Origin of the sequence: Streptomyces sp. NPDC091972 (assembly GCF_044756385.1) — a bacterium.
Lineage (GTDB): Bacteria > Actinomycetota > Actinomycetes > Streptomycetales > Streptomycetaceae > Streptomyces.
Window position 1 is genome coordinate 23,088 of record NZ_JBIVSV010000016.1, and the last position, 18,757, is coordinate 41,844.

The 18,757-nt window shown below is 71.9% G+C and carries 13 protein-coding genes; 10 read left to right on the forward strand and 3 right to left on the reverse strand.

Translation table 11 applies throughout. The features are described 5' to 3' along the window. Nucleotides 1-30 precede the first annotated feature (30 nt). The 3 genes from cofD (at nt 31) to ACIQJT_RS35855 (ending at nt 3,402) form a co-directional block, all read left to right on the forward strand. Nucleotides 31-990, forward strand: coding sequence for a 2-phospho-L-lactate transferase (gene cofD, locus ACIQJT_RS35845; RefSeq protein ID WP_053847692.1), 960 nt, complete (start codon nt 31-33; stop codon nt 988-990). Beyond that, entirely contained in the window at nt 987-2,297 is a 1,311-nt protein-coding gene (locus tag ACIQJT_RS35850) for a coenzyme F420-0:L-glutamate ligase (RefSeq protein WP_402649937.1), read from the forward strand. Before cofD ends, ACIQJT_RS35850 begins: the two co-directional genes overlap by 4 nt. 97 nt (nt 2,298-2,394) lie before the next feature. After that, nucleotides 2,395-3,402 (forward strand): DNA-3-methyladenine glycosylase 2 family protein, encoded by a 1,008-nt coding sequence (locus tag ACIQJT_RS35855; RefSeq protein ID WP_365451710.1) that lies wholly within the window; start codon nt 2,395-2,397, stop codon nt 3,400-3,402. Nucleotides 3,403-3,814: 412 nt separating this feature from the next. Here ACIQJT_RS35855 and ACIQJT_RS35860 read toward each other — a convergent pair whose 3' ends face one another. Next, on the reverse strand, nt 3,815-4,897 hold the full coding sequence (locus ACIQJT_RS35860) for an NDP-sugar synthase (RefSeq protein WP_365451712.1): 1,083 nt from the start codon (nt 4,895-4,897) through the stop codon (nt 3,815-3,817). Between the two features lie 162 nt (nt 4,898-5,059). Next, nucleotides 5,060-6,481: an N-acetylmuramoyl-L-alanine amidase gene (locus ACIQJT_RS35865; protein ID WP_365451714.1), complete on the reverse strand. Its 1,422-nt coding sequence runs from the start codon at nt 6,479-6,481 to the stop codon at nt 5,060-5,062. A 129-nt stretch (nt 6,482-6,610) separates the two neighbouring features. On the opposite strand from ACIQJT_RS35865, the gene ACIQJT_RS35870 reads away from it, so the two are divergent. The 6 genes from ACIQJT_RS35870 to ACIQJT_RS35895 all read left to right on the forward strand — a co-directional run bounded on the left by ACIQJT_RS35870 (nt 6,611) and on the right by ACIQJT_RS35895 (nt 16,069). Continuing rightward, complete coding sequence (locus ACIQJT_RS35870; RefSeq protein ID WP_365451716.1) at nt 6,611-7,345, forward strand: TIGR03089 family protein; 735 nt, start codon at nt 6,611-6,613, stop codon at nt 7,343-7,345. Nucleotides 7,346-7,632: 287 nt separating this feature from the next. Further along, a complete protein-coding gene (locus tag ACIQJT_RS35875) occupies nt 7,633-8,817 on the forward strand; it encodes an LCP family protein (RefSeq protein WP_402649938.1) in 1,185 nt (394 codons plus the stop codon). Nucleotides 8,818-8,970: 153 nt separating this feature from the next. Next, nucleotides 8,971-10,716 (forward strand): LCP family protein, encoded by a 1,746-nt coding sequence (locus ACIQJT_RS35880; protein ID WP_365451720.1) that lies wholly within the window; start codon nt 8,971-8,973, stop codon nt 10,714-10,716. A 106-nt stretch (nt 10,717-10,822) separates the two neighbouring features. Next, nucleotides 10,823-12,457: an LCP family protein gene (locus ACIQJT_RS35885; RefSeq protein WP_402649939.1), complete on the forward strand. Its 1,635-nt coding sequence runs from the start codon at nt 10,823-10,825 to the stop codon at nt 12,455-12,457. A 140-nt stretch (nt 12,458-12,597) separates the two neighbouring features. Further along, nucleotides 12,598-14,331 carry an LCP family protein gene (locus ACIQJT_RS35890; RefSeq protein WP_402649940.1) on the forward strand — a complete coding sequence of 578 codons (1,734 nt, stop codon included), beginning with the start codon at nt 12,598-12,600 and terminating at the stop codon, nt 14,329-14,331. A 136-nt stretch (nt 14,332-14,467) separates the two neighbouring features. Beyond that, entirely contained in the window at nt 14,468-16,069 is a 1,602-nt protein-coding gene (locus ACIQJT_RS35895; RefSeq protein WP_402649941.1) for an LCP family protein, read from the forward strand. 34 nt (nt 16,070-16,103) lie between these two features. Here the strand turns inward: ACIQJT_RS35895 and ACIQJT_RS35900 are convergent, their stop codons facing one another. After that, the gene (locus ACIQJT_RS35900) at nt 16,104-17,132 is read right to left on the reverse strand and encodes a glycosyltransferase family 2 protein (RefSeq protein WP_402649942.1); all 1,029 of its coding nucleotides are present in this window, start codon (nt 17,130-17,132) and stop codon (nt 16,104-16,106) included. A 132-nt stretch (nt 17,133-17,264) separates the two neighbouring features. On the opposite strand from ACIQJT_RS35900, the gene ACIQJT_RS35905 reads away from it, so the two are divergent. Further along, a complete protein-coding gene (locus tag ACIQJT_RS35905) occupies nt 17,265-18,725 on the forward strand; it encodes an LCP family protein (protein WP_402649943.1) in 1,461 nt (486 codons plus the stop codon). The last annotated feature ends 32 nt before the right edge of the window (nt 18,726-18,757 follow it).

Here is an 18,757-nt window from a genome sequence, read left to right on the forward strand (position 1 = left end):
TTGTCGTAGCCGCCTGCAAGACTGGCTTCCATGCGAATCGTGGTTCTGGCAGGCGGCATCGGCGGTGCCCGTTTCCTGCGTGGTCTGAAGCAGGCCGCGCCGGAGGCGGACATCACGGTCATCGGCAACACCGGGGACGACATCCACCTCTTCGGGCTGAAGGTCTGCCCGGACCTCGACACGGTGATGTACACGCTCGGCGGCGGCATCAACGAGGAGCAGGGCTGGGGGCGCGCCGACGAGACCTTCCACCTCAAGGAGGAGCTCGCGGCGTACGGCGTCGGCCCCGAGTGGTTCGGGCTCGGCGACCGGGACTTCGCCACGCACATCGTGCGGACGCAGATGATCGGTGCCGGGTACCCGCTGAGCGCGGTCACCGAGGCGCTCTGCGACCGGTGGAAGCCGGGGGTGCGGCTCATCCCGATGACCGACGACCGGGTCGAGACGCATGTCGCGGTCGAGATCGACGGCGAGCGCAAGGCCGTGCACTTCCAGGAGTACTGGGTGCGGCTGCGGGCGTCCGTGCCGGCCCACGCGGTCGTGCCGGTGGGCGCCGAGCAGGCCAAGCCGGCGCCGGGGGTCCTGGAGGCGATCGCCGAGGCGGACGTCGTGCTCTTCCCGCCGTCCAACCCCGTCGTGTCCGTCGGCACCATCCTCGCCGTGCCCGGCATCCGCGAGGCCGTCGCCGAGGCCGGGGTGCCGGTCGTGGGCCTGTCCCCCATCGTCGGGGACGCGCCGGTGCGCGGCATGGCCGACAAGGTCCTCGCGGCGGTCGGCGTCGAGTCCACGGCCGCGGCGGTCGCCGAGCACTACGGCTCGGGGCTGCTGGACGGCTGGCTCGTCGACACCGTGGACGCCGGCGCGGTCGCGCGGATCGAGTCGGCCGGCATCCGCTGCCGCGCCGTACCGCTGATGATGACCGACCTCGACGCGACCGCGCGGATGGCCCGGGAGGCGCTGGAGCTGGCGGAGGAGGTGCGCGGAGCTTGAGCGGGACACCTGCCGACGGCTACCGGGTCTGGGCCGTCCCGGATCTCCCCGAGGTGCAGCGGGGGGACGACCTGGCCAAGATGATCGCCGCCGCCGAGCCGGGGCTGGCCGACGGGGACGTCCTCCTGGTCACCTCGAAGATCGTGTCCAAGGCGGAGGGGCGGGTCGTCGAGGCCGCCGACCGGGAGGCCGCGATCGACGCCGAGACCGTGCGGGTCGTGGCCCGGCGCGGACCGCTCAGGATCGTCGAGAACCGGCAGGGGCTCGTGATGGCCGCCGCCGGGGTGGACGCCTCCAACACCCCTTCCGGGACCGTGCTGTTGCTGCCCGAGGACCCGGACGCGTCCGCGCGGGCGATCCGGGACGGGCTGCGGGACGCCCTCGGGGTCGACGTCGGGGTCGTCGTCACCGACACCTTCGGCCGGCCCTGGCGTGCCGGGCTCACCGACGTCGCGATCGGCGCCGCCGGGGTGCGGGTGCTGGACGACCTGCGGGGCGGGACGGACGCGTACGGCAACCCGCTCGGCGCGACCGTCGTGGCGACGGCCGACGAACTGGCCGCCGCCGGTGATCTCGTCAAGGGCAAGGCCGCCGGGCTGCCCGTCGCCGTCGTGCGCGGGCTGGCGCATGTGGTGGCCGACGGACACCGGGAGGGGGCGCGGGCCATGGTGCGCCACGCGCGCGACGACATGTTCCGGCTGGGCACCTCGGAGGCGGTCCGGGAGGCGGTCACCCAGCGGCGTACCGTACGGGCGTTCACGGACGAGCCCGTCGACCCCGGGGCTGTGCGGCGGGCCGTGGCCGCGGCCGTCACCGCGCCGGCGCCGCACCACACCACGCCGTGGCGGTTCGTGCTGCTGGAGTCGCAGAGCGCCCGGATCTCGCTGCTGGACGCCATGCGGGACGCCTGGATCGCCGACCTGCGGCGGGACGGCAAGTCCGAGGAGTCCATAGCGAAGCGGGTGCGGCGCGGCGACGTCCTGCGGAACGCGCCGTACCTCGTCGTGCCCTGTCTGGTGATGGACGGCTCGCACACGTACGGGGACGCGCGGCGGGACGCGGCCGAGCGGGAGATGTTCGTCGTCGCCGCGGGGGCCGGGGTGCAGAACTTCCTCGTCGCGCTGGCCGGGGAGCGCCTCGGCTCGGCGTGGGTGTCGTCCACCATGTTCTGCCGCGAGGTGGTGCGGGACGTGCTGGGGCTGCCGGAGGACTGGGATCCGATGGGGGCCGTCGCGGTGGGGCATCCGGCGCAGGAGCCCCGGCCGCGGCCGGACCGGGACGCGGGGAGCTTCATCGAGGTGCGGTGACGTGCGCCCGAGGTGCCGAGGTGCGGCGGTGGGCCTCGGGTTGCGCCTAGTCTCGTAGGGCTTCCACCGGTTCCTCTCGTACCCCAGGACTTCATCCGTGGCAGGACGTTTCACTCCCCGGCCCACGCGTACGACCGTGCGCGGCGGTGAGGTCGTCGTGCCCGCCGCGCGGCGGGAGGCGGCCCGGGTGGAGGCCCCGCTGGTGCGGAGGTGGACGCCGCCGTGGCCCGTCGACCTCGGGCTGGTGCTCGGGGCGCTTCGGCGGGGCCCGGCGGATCCCACGTTCCGGGCCCTCCCGGACGGCTCCGTGTGGCGGGCCAGCCGTACGCCCGCCGGCCCCGGGACCCTGCGGGTGTGCGTGTACGGCGGTGAGGTGCGCGGCGAGGCGTGGGGGCCGGGGGGCGAGTGGCTGCTCACGCAGTTGCCGGAGCTGCTCGGGGCCGCGGACGACCCCTCCGCCTTCGTGCCCCGGCACCGGGTCGTGGCGCACTCCTGGCACCGGCGGCCGGGGTTGCGGCTGACGCGGACCGGGCTGGTGCTGGAGTCGCTGATCCCGTCCGTGCTGGAGCAGAAGGTCACGACCGACGAGGCGTACCGGGCGTGGCGGCTGCTGGTGCGGAAGTTCGGGGAGCCGGCGCCGGGGCCTGCGGCGGGCGGGCGGCTGTGGGTGATGCCGGCGCCCCGGACGTGGGCGTTGATCCCGTCGTGGGAGTGGCACCGGGCCGGGGTCGACAACAAGCGGGCCTCGACGATTCTGCGGTGCGTGCGGGTCGCTGCGCGGCTGGAGGAGGCGGTGGGGATGTCGCCTGCTGCCGCGCAGGCCCGGCTGGAGGTGGTTCCGGGGGTGGGGCCGTGGACCTCGGCGGAGGTGGTGCAGCGCAGTCATGGGGCGGCGGACGCGGTGACCGTGGGGGATCTGCATCTGCCGGGGATCGTGGGGTTCGCGCTCGCGGGGGACCGGGACGCGGATGACGCGGCGATGTTGTCGTTGCTGGAGCCGTATGCGGGGCAGCGGCATCGGGCGGCCCGGCTGATCTTGCTGAGCGGGCGTACGCCTCCCAGGCGGGCGCCGCGGATGACTCGGGGGGACATCGGGAGGTTGTGACGGGGGCGCCGTCGCGTCTTCCTCGCCCCCGCCGCCCCTGCCCGTCCCTCCCCCAGGGGCTGCCGCCCCTTCGACCCCGCTCCCAGGGGCTCCGCCCCCGGACCCCCGCTCCTCAAAACGCCGGAGGGGCTGCGTGCGGACCGGGGCTGCGATCCTCCGGAGGGGCCGGGGGCAGACCGGAGCAGCTCACGCTCCGGAAGGGCCGGGGGCAGACCGGAGCAGCTCACGCTCCGGAAGGGCCGGGGGCAGACCGGAGCAGCTCAAGGTCCCGGTGGGGCTGGGACGGCCCCGAGCAGCTCACGGTCCCGGAGGGGCTGGGACGGACCCGAGCAGCTCACGGTCCCGGAGGGGCTGGGACGGACCCGAGCAGCTCACGGTCCCGGAGGGGCCGGGTCTTACGGCCCGGACCGCTTCACTGGTCGGACGAGAAGCGGACCGCTCCTGCCGGGATTCTGGCGTCGCACCAGATCCTCATGCCGTCCAGCAGTTCGTTGTCGGCGCCGATGACCGCGCCGTCGCCGATGACGGTGCCGGTGAGGACCGAGCGCTCGCCCACGCGGGCCCTCGTGCCGATCAGGGAGTCGGTGATGACGGCGCCCGGTTCGATCACCGCGCCCGGCAGGATCGTCGAGCCGGAGACGCGCGCGCCCTCCGCGACGTACGCGCCCTCGCCGACCACCGTGCCGTCCGTCAGCTTGGCATCGGGGGCGACCCGTGCCGTGGGCAGGACCAGGCGGTCGCCACAGCGGCCGGGGACCGCGGGTGAGGGGGCCCGGCCGAGGACCAGGTCGGCCGAGCCGCGCACGAAGGCCGCGGGCGTGCCCAGGTCCAGCCAGTACGTCGAGTCCACCATGCCCTGGAGGTGGGCCCCGGCCGCCAGGAGGCCGGGGAAGGTCTCGCGTTCGACCGAGACCGGGCGGCCCCGCGGGATGGTGTCGATGACCGAGCGGCGGAAGACGTACGCCCCGGCGTTGATCTGGTCGGTGACGATCTCCTCGGGGGTCTGGGGCTTCTCCAGGAAGGCGAGGACCCTGCCGGTGTCGTCGGTCGGGACCAGTCCGTAGGCCCGGGGGTCCGTCACCTTCGTGAGGTGCAGGGAGACGTCGGCACCCGTGGTCTCGTGGGTGCGCACCAGGGCCCTGATGTCCAGGCCGGTCAGGATGTCGCCGTTGAAGATCAGGACCGGGTCGTCGGGGCCGGAGTGCAGACGGGCGGCCACGTTGCGTATCGCGCCGCCCGTGCCGAGGGGCTCCTCCTCGGTGACGTACTCGAGGTGGAGCCCCAGGGCCGAACCGTCGCCGAAGTGCGGTTCGAAGACCTCCGCGAGGTAGCTCGTCGCCAGGACGATGTGGTCGACGCCCGCCGCCCGCGCTCTCGCGAGCTGGTGTGTGAGGAAGGGGACGCCGGCCGCACGGACCATGGGCTTGGGGGTGTGGACCGTGAGGGGTCGCAGCCTCGTGCCCTTGCCGCCGACCAGGAGGATCGCTTCTGTCACCTGTCGTCTCCGCTTCCTGCCGGGACCGGCCCGAACTGTCTTTCGACCGGCCAGTTTATGCAGACCGTGGTGCGGCACCTTCGGAGACCGTGCGGCATGCGCGCCTGCCCCCCGACGGCGGTGAAACGGGTGGTACGAACTCTCCCCGGCCCTCAGCGACCGTCAACGACCCTGGAGACGGGCGGCTGTCGTGCGGGTGGACCCGAGCTTGCGGTAGAGCTGCCGTCCGGGGCACTCCGTGGCGAAGCCGTCCCGGTGGCCGGAGATCACGTTCAGTCGTACCTTCTTACCCTTCGGATAGAGGTTGCCACCGCCGGACTTCAGATACGTCTTGCCCTTGGGGTTGGCGCCGTGGAGACCGAGCTTCCAGGCGGCCAGCCGTGCGACGGCCTTCGTCACGGCGGCGGGCGGCTTCTTGGAGCCGTAGCTGCCGAGGACGGCGATGCCCATGCTGTTGGAGTTGAACCCGAGGGTGTGGGCGCCGAGGACCGGCTTCGCCACCCCGCCCGCCCGGCCCTCGTAGATGTTTCCGCACTTGTCGACGAGGAAGTTGTAGCCGACGTCGCGCCAGCCCATGCTCTTGACGTGGTAGCGGTAGATACCGCGAATGAGCGAGGGCACCTGGGTGCAGCGGTAGCCGTTGCCGGACGCCGTGTGGTGCACGAAGGCCGCCTTGACCTTCTTGGTGTAGACGAAGCCCCGCTCGCGCAGGCTCTCGTCGGCCCCCCAGCCGCGCCGGGTGACGATACGCGGGCGCGGTCCGATGTACGGCTTCGCGCGCTGCCGGTCCGTCAGCTCCCCCGCACGCAGGGCGAACAGCTCCTGCTCGGTCTGCTGCCGGTCCAGCGCCGGGATCTCGGTGGCGCCGAGGTCGGCGAGGTCGGCGTTGGCGGCGGAGGCGTCCATCCGGGCGAGGGCCTCGGCGGGTTCGGCGGTGGGCGCGGAGCGGGGTGCGAGGGCGCGGTGGGGTGCGCCGGCCGCGCTCTCCCGGCGGGCGGGCGCCGGTGCGCTCTCCCCCGGGTCCACGAGTTCCAGACGCAGCCCCGTCGGCAGCGGGCCGGTCGTGGTCGCCGTACGGGAGCCGCGGGCCGTGTCCTCGGTCCTGCGGTCGGCCTCGGCGCGGACCCGTACCTCCACCCCGTCGGAGTCGCCCACCCACAGGGGCGCGGTGGCGCCGCGGACGCGGCCTGAGGTGCGCTCGGCCGTGCCGGGGTCGGCGGCGTCGTCGTTGTGGGTCTCCAGGTCCTGCCAGCCGGACCAGGTGTCGGTGCCGGCGGCACGGGTGCGGACCTGGACGCTGCCGTGCAGTACGGCGTCCGGATCGTCCCAGACCACCCCCACGAGGGAGAAGTGGCGTACGTCCCGGCGGGGCAGGCCCTGTTCGGCCGCCGGGGCCAGGGTGCGGTCACTGGAGGCCAGGGGCGCGAGGGGCAGCGACTGGGTGGCCCCGAGGGCTTCCGCGCCCGGCGCCGGTCTCACGGCTGCCGGGGACACCGGTCTCGCCGCGGCGGCGGGCGAGGTGAGGGGAAGGGCGAGGGCGGCCGCGCAGGTGACGCCGACCGAGGAAGCAAGAAGTCCACGCATGCCCCCGATCCTGGACATAGTCATATAAATCTGTCCATCGGGGAACTGACGGACCGTCGGGAGCCGTTGCGCCGAACCGGTGGCCCCGCGCGGAGGTGTCCGGCCGCGCGCCCGCGTACGCTTTCGCGGGTGAACGCCACCGATCGCACCCCTGCCGACCTGCTGCGTTCCGCGCTCGCCGCGGACCCCGGACGCCCCCTGGTGACCTTCTACGACGACGCCACGGGCGAACGCGTCGAACTGTCCGTGGCCACCTTCGCCAATTGGGTGGCCAAGACCTCGAACCTCCTCCAGGGCGACCTGGCCGCCGCGCCCGGCGACCGGGTCGCGCTGCTGCTGCCCGCGCACTGGCAGACGGCGGTGTGGCTGCTGGCGTGCGCGTCGGTGGGCGTGGTCGCGGACGTCGGCGGGGATCCGGCCGCGGCCGACGTCGTCGTGAGCGGGCCGGACACCCTGGAGGCGGCCCGGGCCTGCTCCGGGGAGCGGGTCGCGCTGGCGCTGCGGCCGCTGGGCGGACGGTTCCCGCAGCCGCCGGACGGGTTCGTCGACTACGCGGTGGAGGTGCCGGGCCAGGGCGACCGGTTCGCGCCGTTCGCCCCGGTGGACCCCGAGGAGCCGGCGCTGGTCGTGGCGGGGCGGGAGTTCAGCGGGGCCGAGCTCGTGGAGCGGGCCCGGGCCGAGGGGACGCGGGACCGGGTGCTGTCGGGACTGCCGTACGACACGTGGGACGGGCTGAACGCCGGGCTGTACGGGCCGCTCGCCAACGGGGGGTCCGTCGTGCTGTGCCGGAATCTGGAACGGCTGGGCGAGGAGGCCCTCGCCCAGCGGATCGAGAGCGAGCGGGTGACCGCCGTACGCCGCTGAGCGGGGCCGGCGGACCCCTCCGTGAGGCCGCGCGGGACACCGGGCGCCGGCTGCCACGGGACGGCGGGCCGCCGCCAGGTCGGAGTTCCGGGCCGGGATCGCGGTCCGGGTGACCGGGCCGGGCCGGAATCGCGTCCGGGTGACCGAGCCGGGCCGGACCGCCGGAGGGCACCGGCCGCACCGCTTCACCCGGACGGCTCAGCACGGGGCGCCCCGGGGGCCCGCCCACGCCATGGTCGTAGGAGCAGACAGGAGCTGTGCGCCTACGCCGTGAGGGGGCACCCGTCGTGACCGACAGCGCAGGCACCCTCGGGCCCGGCGCCGGGTCGTCGGCGAGCGGGGAGGGGCTCATACGGCGGCGCCGGCGCAGGCGGGTCCGGTGCGGCGGGCTCGTCGTCGCCGTGGTCGCCGCCGCGGCCGGCGGCACCGGGTGGGCCCTGTACGCCAAGCTCGACGGGAACATCACCGCGGACGAGGCCGCCGCCGCCGAGCTCGCCCGGTACGAGAAGGACCGGCCGACCTCGCTCGTCAAGGACGCGCAGAACATCCTGCTGATCGGGTCCGACTCGCGGTCGGGCGACGGGAACGGCCGGTACGGCCGGGACTCCGGGACCGAGCGGTCGGACACCACGATCCTGCTGCACCTGGCCGCCGGGCGGCGCACCGCGACGGCCGTGTCCCTGCCGCGGGACCTGATGGTGGACGTGCCGGCCTGTCTGGGGCGGGACGGGACCCGCAGCGAGCCCATGTTCGCGATGTTCAACTACGCGTTCCAGAAGGGCGGTTCGGCCTGCACGATCCGTACCGTCGAGAAACTCACGAACATTCGCGTGGATCATCACATGGTCGTCGACTTCCATGGCTTCAAGGACATGGTGGACGCCGTCGACGGGGTCGCGGTCTGCCTCGCCGAACCGATCGACGACAAGGCCGCCAAGCTGCGGCTCCCGGCGGGTCGGGTGACGCTCGACGGCGAGGAGGCGCTCGGTTACGTGCGCGCCCGCAAGTCCCTCGGCAACGGCAGTGACACCGACCGGATGGACCGCCAGCAGCGCTTTCTCGGGGCGCTCGTCAACAAGGTGCAGAGCAATGACGTACTGCTGAATCCGGTGAAGCTCTATCCCGTGCTGGACGCGGCGACTTCCTCGCTCACCACCGACCCCGGGCTGGCGAGTCTGCGCGGGCTGTACGAACTCGTGCGCGGCCTGCGGCACATCCCGGCCGGGCGGGTGCAATTCCTCACCGTGCCGCGGGAGTCCTACGTGTACGACGCCAATCGTGATCAACTCGTCGAACCCGAGGCCCGGCGCCTTTTCGAACAGTTGCGCAAGGATGCGCCGGTGAAGGTGACGGAGAAAGCCCCCACCGTTTCAGAACATTCCCGGGACGAAGAACCCCGTGGGGAATCCGAGAACGGCGAAGGGGTGCCCGCGTTCCGCGGCAACACCGCCGCCGAGGACACCTGCGAGTAAAGCGTTCGCCAAGGTGGCGAAGCGGTGTCCGGGCAAATGGGCGGATTGCCCGGTTGTAGGGACGTGGAATGCGTCACCGCCGTAACCTGTCGGCGAATCGGACGGCTAGTGTGAGCGATCCGGTGCATCCGGCCGACGGAGGATTCAGCAACCGTGGACGCACAAGGCCGTGGGCGGGCGGGCGAAATCGACCCCGCCGACCAGTGGGTGCTCAACCCGCACACCGGTGAATACGAACTGCGACTGACCCCTTCCGCACCGCAGTCAGGTGTTCCCGGTCCCCGTGGATCTGCGCCCTCGTCCGCCAGGACGGGCGCCCCCTCCGGTCGTACGGCCACCCCCGTGGCCCCCGGCCGGAACGTCCCGCCGCCGCGCAGGCGCCGGGGCGCGCCGCCCGAGGAGCCGCTGCCGGGGCGGCGCGGACGCCGGCCCGTCAAGAAGAAGTCGACGGCGAAGAAGGCGCTGCTGTGGACCGGCGGCACGATGGCCTTCGTGCTGATCGCGGCCGCGGGCGGCGGGTACCTCTACATCCGCCATCTCAACGGGAACATCACCTCCGTCTCCGACGACGGCGCGAGCACCGGCGGCTTCCAGTCGGACAAGGCGATCAACATCCTGCTGATCGGCACCGACAAGCGCACCGGCAAGGGCAACGAGAGCTACGGCGACAAGGACAGCGTCGGGCACGCGGACACCACGATCCTGCTGCACGTCTCCAAGGACCGGACGAACGCGACCGCGCTGAGCATCCCGCGCGACCTGATCGTGGACGTGCCGGACTGCCCGACCACCCAGGAGGACGGCAGCACCAAGGTCATCCCGGGCTCGGACAACGTCCGCTTCAACACCAGCCTCGGCCAGGACGAGCGCACCCCGAGCTGCACGGTGCGAACGGTCACCGAGCTGACCGGCATCCAGGCCGACAACTTCATGGTGGCCGACTTCAACGCGGTCAAGACGCTGACCACGGCGGTCGGCGGGGTCGAGGTCTGCCTGGCCAAGGACATCGACGACGAGGACTCCAAGCTCAAGCTGTCCAAGGGCAAGCACACCATCTCCGGTGAGGACGCCCTCGCGTTCGTGCGCACCCGGCACTCGGTCGGCTTCGGCGGTGACCTGAGCCGGATCGGGCTCCAGCAGCAGTTCCTGAGCGCGCTGATGCGCAAGCTGAAGTCGAACGACACGCTCACCAACCCGGCGAAGATGCTGAAGCTGGCGGAGGCGGGCACCAAGGCGCTGACCGTCGACTCGCAGCTGGACAGCATCGGCAAGCTGAAGGACCTCGGTCTCGAACTGGGCAAGCTGAACGTGAAGAACCTGACGTTCACCACCGTGCCGGTCGTCGACAACCCGGCGGAGAAGGTGAAGGCCACGGTCGTCCTCAACGACGCGACGGCTCCCACGGTGTTCGACATGATCAAGAACGACGTGTCGTTCACCGAGGTCAAGAAGAAGGCGAAGGCGTCCAAGAGCGCCGAGGCGGCCGAGGCGGCGGCCCGTCTCAAGGGCACCAAGTCCGCCGCGTCCGAGGTGCGGGTGCGCATCCTCAACGGCGGTGCGGCGGCGGGCAGCGCGCAGGCCGAGCTGGAGTACCTCCAGAACGAGGAGGGCGTGCTGAAGTCGGAGAACGCGGGCAACGCGAACGCGTCGCTGGCGAAGACGACCCTGGAGTACGCCCCCGACCAGGCCGACCAGGCGCGCCGCCTCGCGGACATCCTGGGACTGTCCGGGGCGCAGCTCAAGCCGGGCAAGAGTGTCACCAACGCGCAGGGCCTGCCCACGATGACCCTGACCCTGGGCAAGGACTTCAAGGGCGCCGGGGTCTCCTTCACCACGGCGACGAAGGCACCGGAGGGGGTGCAGCAGTCCACGGCCGACAAGGTCGAGTGCGCCAAGTGAGAGCCGGTTCTGCGGCTCTGCGGTGACCTGAAGGGCCTGTCGTGCGTCTAACCGGTCGTACGGCAGGTCTTTTCGTCGGTTCGGTGTGAGGGTGGGGAGACAGGGGATGGCGCACAGCGGTGTGCACGAGGAGGGGGCGCGGCCGGTTTCCCGGCCCGCTCCAGGCCCGCGGGAAGCAGGCGGGGGCGGCGGCAGCGGGAGCGGGGGCACAGGGGACGGCGGCAGCCGGCACGGGCGGCGGCGCGGCAGACGCGGGCACCGGGTGCTGCGATGGTCGGCGGCCACGCTCGCCGTGCTGATACTCGGCGCGGCCGGCGCCGGGTACCTGTACTACCAGCATCTCAACGGCAACATACGCAAGGGCGAGCGCAGCAGCGGTGACTCCAAGGCGCGCAGGACCGAGGCCAACGCGGCCGGGCAGACGCCGCTCAACATCCTGCTGATCGGATCGGACAGCCGTAACTCCGACGAGAACGTGCGGCTCGGCGGCAGCCGGGACAACCGCGGAAACCCGCCGCTGGGCGACGTGCAGATGCTCATCCACCTCTCCGCGGACCGCAAGAGCGCGGCGATGGTGAGCATTCCGCGCGACACCCGGGTCGACATCCCCAAGTGCACGGACCCGGACACCGGGAAGACCTACCCGGCGACCACCGACATCATCAACACCTCGCTGGCCCGCGGCGGCGCCGGCTGCACGCTCGCCACCTGGCAGAACCTCACCGGCGTCTACATCGACCACTGGATGACGATCGACTTCTCGGGCGTGGTGCGGATGGCGGACGCCATCGGCGGGGTCTCCGTCTGCGTGAAGCAGAACGTGTGGGACCGGCCGACGGCCGCGGTGCCGGGCGGCTCCGGGCTGAAGATGACGGCGGGCACCCACAAGGTCGAGGGCAAGCAGGCCCTCCAGTGGCTGCGCACCCGGCACGCCTGGGGCAGCGACCTGATGCGGGCCAGGGCCCAGCACATGTACCTGAACTCGATGATCCGCACGCTGAAGGGGCAGAACGTCTTCACCGACACCCCGCGGCTGATGAGCCTCGCCGAGGCGGCCACCAAGTCCCTCCAGGTGTCCGAGGAGATCGGCTCGGTCAAGGAGCTCTACGACCTGGGCATGCAGCTCAAGTCGGTGCCGACGGACCGCATCACCTCGGTGACGATGCCGAACGTCGAGGACCCGCGGGACGGCAACCACGTCGTGCCGGACGGCGCGAACGCCGACAAGCTGTGGGAGATGCTCCGCGACGACGTGCCCCTCGACAAGAAGGGCAAGGGGTCCGGCGGGGAGAAGGACAGCGGGCCCACCAAGGCCCCTTCCGCCCCGGACGGCGAGATCGGTGTCCTCGTGCAGAACGCGACGGGGACCTCGACGCAGGGCCCGGTGGGCGGACAGGCCGGCACGATCGCCGCCGCGCTCGTGCAAAAAGGTTTCTCACAGGCGTCCAAGGACGCGACGACGGGGCTCTCCGAGGAACGGACCGTCGTGCGCTACCCGAGCGCCGACCTGGAGGGCGACGCCCAGCGGGTCGCCAAGTCCCTGGGCATCCCGATGAGTTCGGTGAAGAAGTCGACCGATGTCTCCGGGGTCACCCTGGTCGTGGGCGCCGACTGGCGCACCGGGACGGTGTATCCGAAGCAGTCCGAGGCCAAGGCCGGTGACGTGCCGGGCAACGCGGACGCCATCAACGGCTCGGACACCGGACAGTGCATGGACGTGTACTCGGTGTACCGCTGGTAGTCGAACGGAGCGGGCCGGGCGTACGTACATGCTCACGGAATCGGCACGGGAACAACTCACGTCGCTCAAGGCCCGATCGGGCGGATAGTGTGAGCGATCCAGCGATCGCCGCGTGGCCCTGACGGAGGATTCGGACAACCGTGGACGCACAAGGCCGTGGGCGGGCGGACGACGTCGACCCCGCAGACCAGTGGGTGCTCAATCCGAACACCGGTGAGTACGAACTGCGACTGGCCCCTTCCGCAGCGCAGTCGCCCGTTCCCGGTCCGCGGGGATCGGCGCCCGCACCGGGTCGGCCGGGAGCACCGCGTGGTCGTACGACGACCCCCGTGGCCCCCGGCCGGGACGTCCCGCCGCCGCGCAGGCGCCGGGGCGCGCCGCCCGAGGAGCCGTCGCCGGGCCGGCGCGGACGCCGGCCGGTCAAGCAGAAGTCGAAGGCGAAGAAGGCGCTGCTGTGGACCGGCGGCACGATGGCGTTCGTCCTGGTCGCCGGTGCCACCACGGGGTACTTCTACCTCAAGCACCTGGAGGGCAACGTCGGCACGACCGACGTCGGGGACGCGGCCGCGAGCAGCTTCAGCAAGGACGAGGCCTTCGACATCCTCATCATCGGCACCGACAAGCGCACCGGTGAGGGCAACGAGGGCTACGGCGACGCGGGCAGCGTGGGCCACGCGGACACCAACATCCTGCTGCACGTCTCCAAGGACCGGACGAACGCGACCGCGCTGAGCATCCCGCGCGACCTGATCGTCGACATCCCGGACTGCGAGACCAAGCAGGAGGACGGCTCCACGTCGGTCGTCGCGGGGCAGGACGGCGTCCGCTTCAACCGGAGCCTCGGGGAGAGCGGCCGGGACGCGGGCTGCACGATGCGCACCGTGGAGGCGGCCACCGGCATCAAGCCGGAGCACTTCGTGATGGCCGACTTCAACGCGGTGAAGACCCTGACCTCCGCGGTGGACGGCGTCGAGGTCTGTGTGGAGAACGCCGTCAACGACAAGAAGTCGAAGCTCGTCCTGCCGGCCGGGGAGTCGAAGGTGGAGGGCGAGCAGGCCCTCGCCTTCGTGCGCACCCGGCACGCCTTCGGCAACGAGGGCGACCTGGACCGGATCAAGGTGCAGCAGCAGTTCCTGGGCTCGCTGATGCGCAAGATGACCTCCGGCGACACCCTCACCAGCCCCGCCAAGCTGCTGAAGCTGGCGGAGGCCGCGACCAACGCGCTCACCGTGGACCAGGCGATCGGCAAGGTCGGCACGCTCAAGGACATCGCCCTGGAGCTGAAGAAGGTGCCGACGAAGAACATCAGCTTCCTGACCGTCCCGGTCAAGGACAACCCCGCCGAGACGATCAAGGCGACGGTGGTCGTCGACGAGACGAAGGCGCCCCCGATCTTCGACGCGATCAAGAACGACGTCTCGTTCACCGAGGTCAAGGCGCAGCAGAAGAAGGAGAAGGCGGCGGTCGCGGCCCGGCTCAAGGGCACCAGGTCGGCCGCGTCCGACGTCCGGGTGCGCATCCTCAACGGCGGTGCGGCCGCCGGCAGCGCACAGCAGCAGCTCGCCTACCTCCAGACCGAGGCGGGCGTGACCAAGTCCGACAACGCGGGCAACGCCGAGGCTGCTCTGGCGAGGACCACCCTGGAGTACGACCCCGACCAGGCCGACCAGGCCCGCCGCCTCGCGGACATCATGGGGCTGTCCGGCTCGGCGCTGAAGCCCGGCAAGAGCGTCACCAACGCCCAGGGCCTGCCCGCCATGACCCTCACCCTGGGCAAGGACTTCAAGGGCGCGGGCGTGAAGCTGAACTCCGCCACGGCGTCCGCACCGGACGTGGAGAAGTCCACGGCGGACAAGAAGCAGTGCGCCAGCTGAGCTCCACGGCGGCCGGGACGCGGTGAGCCGGCCGGGGTTCACGGGGTACCGCGAGCCGGCGCCCAGGTCTCGCACAGGTTCACAGGGCAACCTCACGGCCCCGTCGTATGTCTAAGACGTACGGCGGGCCCGTGGCATGACCGCGGATCCGGTGGGGTGGGTGGGGAGGACGGGAACGTTGACAACGCAATACAGCGTGCAGGAAGCGGCGCCGGCGACCGAGGGGGACGGCGGGCACGGCAGCCGCAGGGCGCCGCGCAAGCACCGGCTGCTCAGATGGTCGGCGGCGACGCTCGCGGTGCTGATACTCGCGGCGGGCGGGACCGGCTACCTCTACTACCGGCACCTGAACTCCAACATCGAGCAGGACGACCTGAACCTCGGCGACAACAAGGTCGCCGAGCCGACGCCGAACGCCGCGGGCCAGACCCCGCTGAACATCCTGCTGATCGGCTCCGACGCCCGGGACAGCAAGGAGAACCAGGAACTCGGCGGCGCCCGGGAGACCTTCGGCTCCACTCCGCTCGCGGACGTGCAGATGCTGCTGCACCTGTCCGCCGACCGCACCAACCTCTCGGTCGTCAGCATGCCCCGCGACACCCTGGTGAAGATCCCCAAGTGCACCGACCCGGACGACGGCAAGGTGTACCCGGCGAGCGACGGACGGGTGATGACCAACCAGAGCCTCGGCCACGGCGGCCCGGGCTGCACGGTGGCCACCTGGCAGGAGCTCACCGGCATCCACATCGACCACTTCGTGATGGTCGACTTCGCCGGCGTGGTGTCCATGGCCGACGCCATCGGCGGCGTGCCGGTCTGCGTGGACGCCAACATCCACTCGCGGGACAGCCAGGGGCACGGCTCGGGCCTCAAGCTGGAGAAGGGCACTACCTCCGTCAAGGGCGAGCAGGCCCTTCAGTGGCTGCGCACCCGCTACGGCTTCGAGGACGGCAGCGACCTCGCCCGAGCCAAGGCCCAGCACATGTACATGAACTCGATGGTCCGCGAGCTGCGCGCCAACGCCACCCTGAGCAGCCCCAACAAGCTGCGCAAGCTCGCCGAGCAGGCCACCGAGGCCCTCACCGTCGACTCGGGGCTCGGCACCGTGAAGAAGCTCTACGACCTCAGCAACGAGCTGCGCAAGGTCGAGCCGGAGCGCATCACCATGACGACCATGCCGAACCGGTACGTCGGCGCGCGCGTGGAGCCCACCGAGGACGCCGAGCAGCTCTTCCGGCTGGTGCGCGACGACATCGCGCTGGACGGCAAGGACGCGAAGAAGGCCACCGCGCAGAAGGCGGAGGAGACCTCCGACGACCGAGCCGCCGCGAAGGACGAGATCGGGGTCCTGGTCCAGAACGGCACCCGCACCGACAGCCTGGCCGCGGCGCGCGGGCGGGCGAGCACGGTGGCCGGCCTGCTGGTGGACAAGGGCTTCGAGAAGGCGGTCTCCGACCGTTCCGCGTCGCTCAGCGAGGCGAAGACGCTCGTGCGCTACCCGAGCGCGGAACTGGAGGGGGACGCCCAGGCGGTCGCCAAGTCCCTGGGCATTCCGATGAGTTCGGTGAAGAAGTCGACCGATGTCTCCGGGGTCACGCTCGTCGTGGGCGCCGACTGGCGCGAGGGTACGGCGTACAGGGCGCCCGAGGAGGACGACACGACCCCGAAGACCGCGGAGGCCCTCAACGGCGCCGACGACTCGGCCTGCATGCACGTCAACCCGGGCTTCACCTGGTGACGGGGGCGCCCCTCGGTCCCGAGGGGCGCCGCTTTCACACCTCGTTCAGGACGGCGGGCCGGCGCGAGGCGATGACTCGCCGGGCCAGGGAGCGCGGGCTGGTCAGGAAGCCGTAGCCCCACGACATGTGCATGGTGGCGAGGGCGACGGGGATCTGGAGCCGGGCCTTCAGCGGCAGCCCCTTGCCCGCGGGCAGCGAGCCGAGGACGATCGCCGCGAGGTAGCCGCCGGGGACCACGAAGCCGAGCGGGGTCAGCGCGGCGCCCACCACGATCCCGGCCGCGATCGCGCACACGGCGGTCGGCGGGGCGAGGTAGCGCAGGTTGATGGAGCCCTCGTGGTAGCGGGCGACGACGTGCCGCCAGCGGCCGTAGTCCTTGTACTGCTTGGCCAGCGCCTTGACTGACGGCCTCGGGCGGTACGACACCTTGAGCTCGGGCGAGAACCAGATGAGCCCGCCCGCCTCCCTGATCCGGAAGTTGAGCTCCCAGTCCTGGGCGCGGATGAACTCCTCGTTGTAGCCGCCCTGTTGCTCCAGGGCCTCGCGCCTGAAGACACCGAGGTACACGGTCTCGGCGGCCTGTGCCGCACCGCCGGTGTGGAAGGCGGCGTTGCCGACGCCGATCCTGGAGGTCATCGCGGCGGCGACCGCGCGTTCCCAGTCGTTCTCGCCCTCGGCGTGCATGATGCCGCCGACGTTCTGCGCGCCGGTCTCCTCCAGGAGCCGTACGGCGGTCGCGATGTAGTTCGGCGAGAGCATGCCGTGCCCGTCGACGCGGACGACGATCGGGTGGCGGGAGGCCTTGATCGCGGCGTTGAGGGCTGCGGGGGTGCGGCCTGTGGGGTTGGGGACGGTGTGCACGCGCGCGTCTTCCGCGACGAGCTCGGCGGCGATCTCGTCCGTGCGGTCCGTGGACGGACCGAGGGCGATCACGACCTCCATCTCGCCGGCGTACTCCTGCGCGAGGATCGCTTGGACGGCTCCGCGCAGATGCCGTTCCTCGTTGAGGACGGGCATGATCACAGACACGGCGGGGAGCTGCACGTCGGGCTTGGCGTTCATAGGGGGCTCACGTTACCGCGAACGGGGGACACCGTTGCGCGCCACCGGCGCCGGTGCACCGGGCGGCAGATCGTATGGGCCTACGGTGCTCAGGATCCCTCGTTCGGCTGTTCCTCGCGGAGGTGTCCCCCCATGCCCGCCACGCCCCCACGGCCCTCCGCCGCCCGCCCCCGTCCCCCGCGGCGCCGGCCCGCCCCGCCGCCCGTGCGGCCCCGACGGCCCCGCTGGGCCATGCGGGCGGCAACGACGCTGTCCGTCGTCGTGCTCGCCTCCGCCGGGATCGGTCACGCGGTGATGACCAGCCTCGACGCGGACATCAAGCGCGTGGACCCCTTCAAGGACATGAAGAACCGGCCGCGCGCCGGACACGGCATGAACGTGCTGCTGGTCGGCACCGACGGCCGCGACCGGATCACCGAGGAGGAGCGGCAGAAGTACCGGCTGGGCGGGGCGCCGTGCCACTGCACCGACACGATCATGATCGTGCACATCTCGGAGGACCGGGAGCGGGCGAGCGTGGTGAGCCTGCCGCGCGACTCGTACGCGACGACACCGGAGCACGTCGACGAGACCACGGGGGAACGCCATCGCGGCCACCCCATCAAGATCAACGCGGCGTACGCGGAGGGCGGGCCGCCGCTGACGGTCCGGACCGTGGAGGAGATGACCCATGTGAAGATCGACCACTACCTGGAGGTCGACTTCACCAGCTTCATGAAGACGGTGGACGTGCTCGGCGGGGTCGAGATCTGCAACGCCGACCCGCTGAAGGACGCGTACACCGGGCTCGACCTCGCGGCGGGCCGGCACCGGCTGATGGGCGGTCAGGCCCTCCAGTACGTCCGCTCCCGGCACGCCGACGGCTCCTCCGACCTCGGCCGGATGAAGCGTCAGCAGCGGTTCCTGGCGGCGCTGATCGAGCGGGCCACGTCCTCCGGCGTCCTGCTGAACCCGATGAGGTTCCGCGACGTGGCGCGGGCCGTCCTCGGCTCTGTACGGGCCGACAAGGGCTTCGGCACGGACGAGCTGCTCGACCTGGGCCGCGCCATGCGGAACTTCTCCCCCTCGTCCTCGGAGTTCACCACCGTGCCGATCGGGCAGATGGGATACGCCGTCAAGGGCGTCGGCTCGACGCTGAAGTGGGACCCCGTGAAGTCGGCGCGGCTCTTCAGGGCCCTGCGCGAGGACCGGCCGCTGGTCGCGTACAAGCCGAGGAGCAAGGCGCTGCTGGTCCCGGTGTCCCCGCAGCAGATCCGCGTCCAGGTCGAGAACGGCACGGCGACGGGCGGACTCGGCAAGCGGGTGGACGCGGCCCTGGCGTCGACGGGCTTCCGCACGACGGGCGCCCCGGTGAACGCGGCCGACCGCACCCTGAAGCGCACGGTCATCGCCTACGACCCCCGCTGGGACCGCTCGGCCCGCTCCCTGGCGGCGGCCCTGCCCGGCAGCGAGCTGCGCGCGGTCAAGGGCCAGGGAGCGGTGCTCAAGGTGATCGCGGGCACCGACTTCGAACGCGTACGCAAGGTGCGCGCCGAGGACGAGCTGCAAGGGGAGTCCGGCGTGGTGACAGGCGACGAGGTGGGGTGCGTGTAGGGGGCGGGTGACTTCGGTCACCCAGGGGGTGG

Bases quoted from the DNA above. Each gene is read 5' to 3' on its own strand.
- cofD (WP_053847692.1), top strand. From the start codon at position 31: ATGCGAATCGTGGTTCTGGCAGGCGGCATCGGCGGTGCCCGTTTCCTG.
- ACIQJT_RS35865 (WP_365451714.1), bottom strand. From the start codon at position 6,481: ATGCGTGGACTTCTTGCTTCCTCGGTCGGCGTCACCTGCGCGGCCGCC.
- ACIQJT_RS35885 (WP_402649939.1), top strand. From the start codon at position 10,823: ATGGCGCACAGCGGTGTGCACGAGGAGGGGGCGCGGCCGGTTTCCCGG.
- ACIQJT_RS35895 (WP_402649941.1), top strand. From the start codon at position 14,468: ATGACCGCGGATCCGGTGGGGTGGGTGGGGAGGACGGGAACGTTGACA.
- ACIQJT_RS35900 (WP_402649942.1), bottom strand. From the start codon at position 17,132: ATGAACGCCAAGCCCGACGTGCAGCTCCCCGCCGTGTCTGTGATCATG.
- ACIQJT_RS35905 (WP_402649943.1), top strand. From the start codon at position 17,265: ATGCCCGCCACGCCCCCACGGCCCTCCGCCGCCCGCCCCCGTCCCCCG.